The sequence below is a fragment of the Mycobacterium sp. genome, assembly GCF_039583785.1.
Taxonomy (GTDB): domain Bacteria; phylum Actinomycetota; class Actinomycetes; order Mycobacteriales; family Mycobacteriaceae; genus Mycobacterium.
Map to the genome: position 1 here is coordinate 8237 of NZ_JAVKSG010000073.1, position 8951 is coordinate 17187.

9 protein-coding genes and 1 pseudogene are annotated in these 8951 nt (G+C 66.8%); 5 read left to right on the top strand and 5 right to left on the bottom strand.

Going from position 1 to position 8951, the window contains the following annotated elements:
• Positions 1–2: 2 nt before the first annotated feature.
• Both ABDV69_RS17455 and ABDV69_RS17460 read right to left on the bottom strand, forming a co-directional pair.
• On the bottom strand, positions 3–458 hold the full coding sequence (locus ABDV69_RS17455) for an SRPBCC family protein (protein ID WP_343576598.1): 456 nt from the start codon (positions 456–458) through the stop codon (positions 3–5).
• Positions 459–472: 14 nt separating this feature from the next.
• Complete coding sequence (locus ABDV69_RS17460) at positions 473–745, bottom strand: DUF2530 domain-containing protein (RefSeq protein ID WP_343576600.1); 273 nt, start codon at positions 743–745, stop codon at positions 473–475.
• Between the two features lie 159 nt (positions 746–904).
• Between ABDV69_RS17460 and ABDV69_RS17465 the strand changes: the two genes are divergently transcribed.
• Genes ABDV69_RS17465 through ABDV69_RS17475 form a run of 3 tightly spaced genes read left to right on the top strand, consistent with a single transcriptional unit; the run spans position 905 to position 2414 of the window.
• Positions 905–1336, top strand: a complete 432-nt coding sequence (locus ABDV69_RS17465) for a MarR family transcriptional regulator (RefSeq protein ID WP_343576601.1) — start codon at positions 905–907, stop codon at positions 1334–1336.
• Positions 1315–2151, top strand: coding sequence for an RNA methyltransferase (locus tag ABDV69_RS17470; protein WP_343576616.1), 837 nt, complete (start codon positions 1315–1317; stop codon positions 2149–2151). The genes ABDV69_RS17465 and ABDV69_RS17470 overlap by 22 nt, the downstream gene beginning before the upstream one ends.
• Positions 2148–2414, top strand: coding sequence for a DUF2537 domain-containing protein (locus tag ABDV69_RS17475; protein ID WP_343576603.1), 267 nt, complete (start codon positions 2148–2150; stop codon positions 2412–2414). The genes ABDV69_RS17470 and ABDV69_RS17475 overlap by 4 nt, the downstream gene beginning before the upstream one ends.
• On the opposite strand, the gene sepH is transcribed toward ABDV69_RS17475, so the two are convergent.
• Both sepH and serC read right to left on the bottom strand, forming a co-directional pair.
• The gene (gene sepH, locus ABDV69_RS17480) at positions 2411–3208 is read right to left on the bottom strand and encodes a septation protein SepH (protein WP_343576606.1); all 798 of its coding nucleotides are present in this window, start codon (positions 3206–3208) and stop codon (positions 2411–2413) included. The two genes, ABDV69_RS17475 and sepH, sit on opposite strands and share 4 nt — an antisense overlap.
• Before the next feature lie 122 nt (positions 3209–3330).
• On the bottom strand, positions 3331–4449 hold the full coding sequence (gene serC, locus ABDV69_RS17485) for a phosphoserine transaminase (RefSeq protein WP_343576608.1): 1119 nt from the start codon (positions 4447–4449) through the stop codon (positions 3331–3333).
• 199 nt (positions 4450–4648) lie between these two features.
• On the opposite strand from serC, the gene ABDV69_RS17490 reads away from it, so the two are divergent.
• Both ABDV69_RS17490 and ABDV69_RS17495 read left to right on the top strand, forming a co-directional pair.
• Complete coding sequence (locus ABDV69_RS17490; RefSeq protein WP_343576609.1) at positions 4649–5692, top strand: diiron oxygenase; 1044 nt, start codon at positions 4649–4651, stop codon at positions 5690–5692.
• Positions 5693–5700: 8 nt separating this feature from the next.
• On the top strand, positions 5701–7419 hold the full coding sequence (locus ABDV69_RS17495) for an FAD-dependent oxidoreductase (RefSeq protein ID WP_343576610.1): 1719 nt from the start codon (positions 5701–5703) through the stop codon (positions 7417–7419).
• A 73-nt stretch (positions 7420–7492) separates the two neighbouring features.
• Here ABDV69_RS17495 and ABDV69_RS17500 read toward each other — a convergent pair.
• Positions 7493–8624 (bottom strand): annotated as a pseudogene (locus ABDV69_RS17500) (citrate synthase 2).
• Between the last annotated feature and the right edge of the window lie 327 nt (positions 8625–8951).

Here is an 8951-nt window from a genome sequence, read left to right on the forward strand (position 1 = left end):
AGCTAGCCGCTCTCGGCCGCGGCCTTGATCTTGGCCAGCGAGACGTTCATTCCCTCGACAAGTTCGCGTTCGAAGCTTTCGGTGCCGCCCACCAGCGCGTTGACGGCCATGGTGGACACCGGCTTGACGCCGTTCTCGGCGTGCCGGCTCTCGATCACCCTGGTGCCACCGGGGATCGGCTGCAGCTCGTAGCTCCACACGGTGTTGTTCATGTTCACCCGGAATGACAGCTTCTGCTCCGGGACCAACTCGACGACGGTGGATATCGTCGGCCAGACCATCAGGTTGCGGCGGTTGAGGTTGATCGTCCGGCTGCCGGGGCGGACGGGGCCCAGCGGCCGCATCAACCGGCACTGCGGACTCCACTGCGGCATCCGGCGGAAATCGCTGATCAGCGACCAGACTTTCGAGACGGGTGCATCGATGTCGACCTGGGCTTGCAAGAGCGGCGCTGCCATGATTGGAAAACCTCCTAGTTGGTGGACTTCGCGACGAGTCCGGTCTGGGCGCCGCGCGCGCCTCGACGGGCAGCCGAGCGCTGAAGAAGGAAGATGGATGTGCCCAGCACACCCACCGCCAGCCCGGCCACTGTCAGAGGCCGCCACGTGGCGAGGGCCGGCGTGAGAAAGACGATCACCGTGCCGATCAGCCAGGCCAGCGCGCCGATCGCGATAACCGGCCACGGGTCCAGCAATACAGCCGGTAGCGGTGGCGGTTCGATGGTCCCGCCCATCTCGTCAGACATTGTCATCAAGATAGCTTGACGACGATGCCGGCCGCGAGCGGCCGGAGGTGGGGGCACCTCCCGCTTGCGGGTGAGAGTCGAGCACGAGGGATAGCGGGTGTGGGTCCGTCTCGGTGATTCGATGTGGACGCTTGCGTGTTCTGTCGTAACCTTCGCGCTGTGATTGATGGCGATAGCCGATTGGCCAGCGACCTGTCGTTGGCAGTGCTGCGGCTCTCCCGGCAGCTGCGGTTTCGCCGTCCGCAATCCCCGGTGTCGTTGTCGCAGCTGTCGGCGCTGGCGACGCTGGCCAACTTCGGGCCGATGACGCCGGGCGCGCTGGCAATCCGGGAACGGGTTCGCCCGCCTTCCATGACTCGGGTGATCGCATCGCTGGCCGAGTTGGGTTTCGTGGACCGGGTCGCCCATCCCGACGACGGCCGGCAGGTTCTGGTGTCGGTATCCGAAGCGGGTGCCGAGCTGATCGAGGCCGAACGCCGGGCCAGCCAGGAGTGGCTCGCGCAGCGATTGGAAACCCTCGGAGTGTCCGATCGAGAAACGTTACGGGTGGCAGCCGATTTGATTCTTGCATTGGTCGACGAAAGCCCCTGACCACGAACGTCATCGACATCGACGATCCCGACGATGCACGGCTGGACAACTTCCGCGACTTGAACAGCATCGACCGGCGCCCGGATCTGCCCAGCGGCAAAGGCCTGGTGATCGCCGAGGGTGTGCTCGTGGTGCAGCGGATGCTCGCCTCGCCGTTCACGCCGCTGGCGTTTCTCGGCACCGACCGCCGACTCGCCGAACTCGAGGCGGACCTGGCCGGCAACCCGGCGCCGTACTATCGGGTGTCGGCCGAGGTGATGGCAGACGCGGTCGGTTTCCATCTCAACCGTGGCGTACTCGCCGCGGCCCGTCGCGAACCCGAGCGCACTGTCGCCGACGTGGTCGCCGGCGCCCGGACCGTCGCGGTGCTCGAGGGCGTCAACGACCACGAGAACCTGGGCTCGATTTTCCGCAACGCGGCCGGGCTCGATGTCGATGCCGTGGTGTTCGGCAGCGGCTGCGCGGACCCGCTTTACCGCCGCGCGGTGCGTGTCTCGATGGGTCATGCGCTGCTGGTACCGTTCGCCCGGGCCGTCGACTGGCCGGCGGAGCTGAAGGCATTGCAGCGGAACGGTTTTCGGTTACTGGCTATGACGCCGGGTGCCGGTGCGAAAACGCTGCCGGAGGCGATGGCGGCTGTCCATGGCGAACGGGTCGCCATACTGGTCGGCGCCGAGGGACCCGGCCTGAGCCATGCCGCGATGAAGGCCAGCGATGTGCGAGTGCGTATCCCGATGTCACGCGGCACCGACTCGCTCAACGTGGCCACCGCCGCGGCGCTGGCGTTCTACGAGCGGGCTAGAGTTTGGCTGTGACCGACGAATCCACGCCGTGGGCAACGGGTTTGACCGTTGCCGGATTCGTCGCCGCGGTCACCGGGGTCGCTGTCGTGGTGCTCAGCCTCGGCTTGATCCGGGTGCATCCGCTGTTGGCGGTGACGCTGAATGTCGTTGCGGCAGGCGGTTTGGCGCCAACGCTGTGGGGATGGCGACACACGCCGGTGCTGCGCTGGCTGGTGCTCGGCGGCGGTGTGGGCGTCGCGGCGGCCTGGTTGGCCCTGGTGGCGATGGCCCTCTAGCGCTGTCCGCTGGAGCGCACGCCCAGCAGTACGTCTTCCCAGGCCGGCACCGCCGGCTTGCCGCGGCGGGCCCGGGTCTGCTCGGCTTTCGGCTCGGGCTCCGGGCCATCCGGGACGGCGGAGGCCTCGACGACGGGTGCCGACGGGGCTTCCGGCTCATCGAAGTCCAACTGGGCGACCGCGGCTACCGGCCGCAGCAGCGGACGGTCGAAGTCGGGATCGATCAGTTCCCGTGCCGCGTCGTCCACAGCGTTGACGGTTCCGCCGTGCGAGCCGGGACAGTACCGGAAATGCGCACGGTTGTCGGAGCGACCGGCCTTCCATCCCAGCTGCACGGTCCAGCGGCCGTCTTCGTTGCGCCAGGCATCCCAGGTGCTGCTGTCCGGGTTCAGGCCGCGCGCCACCAGCGACGAGGTGACCGTCTCCAGCAGCGTCAGCACCGAGGGGCCGTCGGTGAGAACGGGGTGCGCGGCGGTTGCCAGCTCGGCAGCCCGGGCGCGCTCCAAGAGGACCGGATGGGCGAAACGCTCGATCCGGGCGACATCTTCTCCCGCCGACTCGGCAAGCTGCTCGACCGATGCACCCGCGCGGATGCGGGCCTGAATATCCCTGGGACGCAACATGTTGCTGACCTCGATGTCGATGTGGGTTTGGTTCACCCGGGCCCCGTCGCCGCGCAGCACCGCACGTAATCGGTCGTCAACGCGAATCCTGTATTTGTCGCACGCGTTGTCGCCCTCGCAGATGACGTGTTTGCCGTCGAGGTCGAGTCCGACGATCTTGAGTTCCCGCATGGTTTCTCCTCGCAGGCTCCTCGCAGACCAGTGCGCCACGTCTACCCATGCGCACTGTAACTCAGGGGGCGTCCGCGGCTGGGGCGGACACGCGGTAACACCTGGGCTTTTCTTTCCGCGGGCTAAATCCGCTCGACCACCCAGTCGATGCATTCGGTGAGCGCACTGACGTCGTCTGGCTCGACCGCCGGGAACATCGCGACCCGCAACTGGTTGCGCCCGAGTTTGCGGTAGGGCTCGACATCGACGATGCCATTGGCGCGCAGGGTTGCCGCGACGGCCCCAGCATCCACGGAGTCGTTGAAATCGATGGTGCCAACCACTTGGGAGCGCAGCCTGGGGTCTGCGACGAATGGCGTGGTGAAGGCCCGGTCGGCCGCCCAGTTGTACAACCGGCCCGCGGAGTCGGCGGTTCGCTTGACCGCCCAGTCCAGCCCGCCGTTGCTCAGCAGCCAGTCGATCTGCTCAGCCAGCAACACCAGCGTCGCGATGGCCGGGGTGTTGTAGGTCTGGTTCTTGAGGCTGTTCTCCACCGCGATCGGCAGCGACAAGAAGTCGGGTACCCACCGGTTCGACGCGGCGATGGACTCGACTCGGGCCAGCGCCGCCGGGCTCAGGATCGCCAGCCACAGCCCACCGTCGGCGGCGAAGTTCTTCTGCGGCGCGAAGTAGTAGGCGTCGGTGTCGGCGATGTCGACTGGAAGGCCGCCGGCGCCGGAGGTGGCGTCGATGACGACCAGCGCATCGCCGGCGTCACGAGGCCGCGCCACGGGCACTGCGACACCGGTGGAGGTCTCGTTGTGCGCCCAGGCGATGACATCGACCGACGGGTCGCCCTGCGGCTGCGGCGCGCTACCCGGGTCGGCCTTGATGATGATCGGGTCACCGACGAAGGGGTTCTTGGCGACCGATGACGCGAATTTCGAGCTGAACTCGCCATAGCTCAGGTGCAGCGAACGCTTGTCGATCAGCCCGAACGCCGCGGCGTCCCAGAACGCCGTCGCTCCGCCGTTGCCCAGCACCACCTCGTAGCCGTCCGGCACCGAGAAGAACTCCCGCAGTCCGCTGCGCACCCGGCCGACCAGGCCCTTGACCGGCGCCTGTCGATGCGACGTGCCGAAAAGCGCGGCGGCGCTGGTGGAAAGCGCCTGCAGTTGCTCGGGTCGGACCTTTGAGGGCCCGGATCCGAAGCGTCCATCGCCGGGTTTGAGGTTGTCGGGGATCGTGAGCTGGTCAGCCATATCCACCAGGTTAGTGATTCGGCTGCACCCGACGGTCAGGCGGTCTGGCCGGTGACCGCAACTGTGACGCGAGTCACAGTGCACACCTGTTCACGGATGCAGCACAGTGGGTATTGCAGGTCTAGTAAGTTCCCGATACCTCGGGTACTGTCTTGGACATAGCGCGTCCAAATGTAAAGCTCATTGGGGAGGCCCGGGTATGACTCAGACAGCAACCGCGCAGAAGCGGGCGAAGACGAAGCTCGTCCGTCGGTGGCGCCGCAACATGGATGTGCTCGACGACGTCAAGTACGTGGAGATGCTGAACACCCTGTCCGAGGGGTCGGTGCGGCGCAACTTCAACCCCTACACCGACATCGACTGGGATTCGCCGGAATTCAAGGTCATCGATGACGACCCGCGCTGGATTCTGGCGAACACCGACCCGCTGGGTAAGCACCCGTGGTACCAGTCCCAGTCGCAGCAGCGCCAGATCGCGATCGGGATGTGGCGCCAGGCCAACGTCGCCAAGGTCGGCCTGCACTTCGAATCGATCCTGATCCGCGGCTTGATGGAGTACGCGTTCTGGGTGCCCAACGGGTCGCCGGAATACCGGTACTGCTTGCACGAAGCGGTCGAAGAGTGCAACCACACCATGATGTTCCAGGAGATGGTCAACCACATCGGCGCCGACGTGCCCGGCATGCCGCGGCTGCTGAAGTGGATTCAGCCGGTCATCCCACTGGTGGCCGGACCGATGCCGATCCCGTTCTGGTTCGGCATCCTGGCCGGCGAAGAGCCGATCGACCACACCCAGAAGAACGTCCTGCGTGAGGGTCGGGAACTGCATCCGATCATGGAGCGGGTGATGGCGATCCACGTGGCCGAGGAGGCTCGGCACATTTCGTTCGCGCACGAATACCTGCGTAAGCGGGTGCCGGGCCTGCCGCGCCGTAAGCGCTTCTGGCTGTCGCTGTTCGTGCCGCTCACCATGCGGCTGTTGTGCTCGGCAATCATCGTGCCGCCCAAGGCTTTCTGGCAGGAGTTCGACATTCCTCGTCAGGTCCGTAAAGACGTGTTCTTCAAATCGCCGGAGTCGCGGCAGATGCTGCGGGACATGTTCGGTGATGTCCGGATGCTGTGTCGCGACACGGGTTTGATGAACCCGATCGCCAAGCTGATCTGGCGGATCTGCAGGATCGACGGCGAGCCGTCGCGCTACCGCAGTGAGCCGCAGCGGCAGCACCTGACGGTCGCTGCCTAGAGGTCGCCATGCCGCACGTTATTACCCAGTCGTGCTGTAGCGACGGTTCCTGTGTTTACGCCTGCCCGGTGAACTGTATTCACCCGTCACCGGACGAGCCGGAGTTCGCTTCCGCCGAAATGCTGTACATCGATCCGGTGGCGTGTGTGGACTGCGGTGCCTGCGTCAGCGCATGCCCGGTGGGCGCCATCGCCCCGGACTCCCGGTTGACGACTGAGCAGCTTCCGTTCATCGAGCTCAATGCTGTTTTTTACGAAGCGGTCCATGCGTCCCGCCCGGCCGGCCAGAAACTGCCGCCGACATCCAAACTGGCACCGGTCATTCCGGCACCCGAGATTCACGGCAAGCACAGCGGCCCGTTGACGGTGGCCATCGTGGGATCGGGGCCCGCCGCGATGTATGCCGCCGACGAGCTGCTGACTCAGCAGGGTGTGCGGGTAAACATGTTCGAAAAGCTGCCCACTCCTTACGGACTGGTGAGGGCCGGAGTTGCGCCGGATCATCAGACCACCAAGCGGGTTACCCAGTTGTTCGACCGGATCGCCCGTCGCCGCGAGTTCCGGTTCTTCCTCAACGTCGAGGTCGGTAACCAGCTCAGCCACGACGACGTGCTGGCGCATCACCACGCCGTCATCTACGCCTCGGGCGCACCGAACGACCGCCGGCTGGACGTCGACGGGATGGACCTGCCGGGTACCGGTACCGCCACCGAGTTGGTGGCCTGGATCAACGGGCACCCCGACTTCGTCGACCTGCCAGTCGATCTCAGTCACGAGCGGGTCATCGTCGTCGGCAACGGCAACGTGGCATTCGACGTCGCGCGCGTGCTGACCGCCGATCCCGACGAACTGGCCCGCACCGACATCTCCGACCATGCGCTGACCGCACTGCGCGGATCGAAGGTGCGCGAGGTGGTCGTCGCCGCCCGCCGCGGCCCCGAGCATTCGGCGTTCACCCTGCCCGAACTGATCGGCCTGACGACAACGGCGGAAGTCGTTCTCGCCAAAGCCGATCGCGACGCGGTGCAGCGCGACCTCGGCACTGTCACCGACGCGTTGGCCAGGCAGAAGCTGGCGGTCCTGAGCACCCTCGGGCACGCCGAGGAGCCGGCGTCGTTGACATCGCGCCCACGGATCCGGTTGGCCTACAACCTGACTCCGCAGCGGGTGCTCGGCGAGCAGCGCGTCAGTGGACTGGAGTTCGCGGTCACCGGCACCGACGAGGTGCAAACCATCGGCGCCGGACTTGTGCTGACCTCGATCGGTTACCACGGCAAGGCAATCAAAGATCTGCCGTTCGACGCTCAGGCCGGCGTGGTGCCCAACGACGGCGGCCGCGTCATGCGCGCCGATACCCCGGTGAACGGCGCCTACGTGGCTGGCTGGATCAAGCGCGGGCCGAGCGGCTTCATCGGCACCAACAAGTCATGCGCCGCGCAGACCGTGCAGCGACTGGTCGACGACTACAACGCCGGCCTGTTGCGCGACCCGGTCGGTAAGCCGTCGGCGCTGGACCGGCTGGTCCGGGAACGTCAGCCCGCTGTCGTCGACGCCAACGGCTGGCGGGCGATCGACGCCGCCGAGGTCGCGCGCGGCGAACTAGCCGACCGGCCACGTAGCAAGTTCACCTCGATCGCCGACATGCTCGACGTAGCGGCATCTGCACCGACACCGTCGCTGCGCAGCCGGGTCGCCGATCGGCTGCGCGAAATGGCGGACCTGGTCTAACCCGCCCGGCCGATGACGGCCGCGATTTCTTCGCGGCTGACGTCGATCGCCACCGGGGCCTCCCGGGGGTCGACTATTTCCGGTGAACCCCGGCCCAGCCCTCAACGGACTCCGGGCTGCGCGGCGCCGGGCCAACGTAGATGGCCGCCGGGCGGACCAGCTTGCCCAGTCGCTTCTGCTCGAGGATGTGCGCACACCAGCCGGCGGTCCGGCCGCAGGTGAACATCGCCGGCATCATCCGGGCCGGTACCTGGGCGAAGTCCAGGATTACCGCCGCCCAGAACTCGACGTTGGTCTCGATCGCCCGGTCCGGACGCCGCTCGCGCAACTCCGCCAGCGCCGCCTGCTCGACGGTTGCCGCCACCTCGTAACGCGGTGCGCCCAACCGCTTGGCAGTGGCGCGCAGCACGCGGGCCCGCGGGTCCTCGGCGCGGTACACCCGGTGGCCGAAGCCCATCAGCTTCTCGCGGCGGTCCAGGATTCCCCTGACCAGGCCGCGCGCGTCAACCGGTGCGCTCGACCTCTTCGAGCATCGGCAGCACCCGGGCCGGTGCACCGCCGTGCAGCGGGCCGCTCATCGCGCCCACCGCACCCGACAACGACGCCGCCACGTCGGCGCCGGTCGAGGCGATCACCCGCGCGGTGAACGTCGAGGCGTTCATGCCGTGCTCGGCGGCCGACACCCAGTAGGCGTCGACGGCCTCGACGTGCTTGGGGTCCGGCTCACCCTGCCAGCGGGTCATGAAACGTGCCGTCACCGTCGAGCATTCGTCGATGACGCGCTGCGGAACGGCGGGTTGGTAGATACCGCGGGCGGACTGAGCGACATAGGACAGCGCCATCACCGATGCGCGGGCCAACTGGTCGCGGGCGCAGGTGTCGTCGATGTCGAGCAGCGGCTGGTAGCCCCAGATCGGCGCCAGCATCGCCAGACCGGCCTGCACGTCGACCCGTACGTCGCCGCTGTGGATCGGCAGCGGGAACGGCTCGGCGGGCGGCAGTCCGTCGCCGAATTTCCCGTCCACCAGCAAAGCCCACACGTCGCCGAACGTGACGTGCTGACTGACCAGGTCTTCGATGTCGACACCGCGGTAGCGCAGGGCGCCGCCGTCCTTGTCAGGCTCGGCGATCTCGGTGGTAAATGCCACCACGCCCTCGAGTCCAGCTACGAAATCCTCCGGGATCTTGTCCGAGACCACACTCATGGCAAAATTCTCCCACGCGGGCCCGTACTGCTTGCTACCGGTCGGTAACTAACGCCCTGGGGCTCTCAGCAGACGATGCTGGCTCGAAACGTGCGACACACTTCGGGAAGCTCTGTTGGGATAGTCTGGCGATCCTGCGACGAAAAGCGTCGCACGGCACGGTATCAATGCTCTCGGAGTTCACGACGCGCGCGGCGAGGGCGAAACGGCGCCGTCAGGTGTTACGGCAATCCAGTTGTCGGCCCCGATGTCCACGCCGCTGTAGGCGGGAGTGTCAGTTGTTTGTCGGTGGTGGTTGGGGTTGGAAGGGTTCGTACCACCACCAGT

Bases quoted from the DNA above. Each gene is read 5' to 3' on its own strand.
- serC (WP_343576608.1), bottom strand. From the start codon at position 4,449: ATGGCTGACCAGCTCACGATCCCCGACAACCTCAAACCCGGCGATGGA.
- ABDV69_RS17495 (WP_343576610.1), top strand. From the start codon at position 5,701: ATGCCGCACGTTATTACCCAGTCGTGCTGTAGCGACGGTTCCTGTGTT.
- ABDV69_RS17460 (WP_343576600.1), bottom strand. From the start codon at position 745: ATGTCTGACGAGATGGGCGGGACCATCGAACCGCCACCGCTACCGGCT.
- ABDV69_RS17455 (WP_343576598.1), bottom strand. From the start codon at position 458: ATGGCAGCGCCGCTCTTGCAAGCCCAGGTCGACATCGATGCACCCGTC.
- ABDV69_RS17490 (WP_343576609.1), top strand. From the start codon at position 4,649: ATGACTCAGACAGCAACCGCGCAGAAGCGGGCGAAGACGAAGCTCGTC.
- sepH (WP_343576606.1), bottom strand. From the start codon at position 3,208: ATGCGGGAACTCAAGATCGTCGGACTCGACCTCGACGGCAAACACGTC.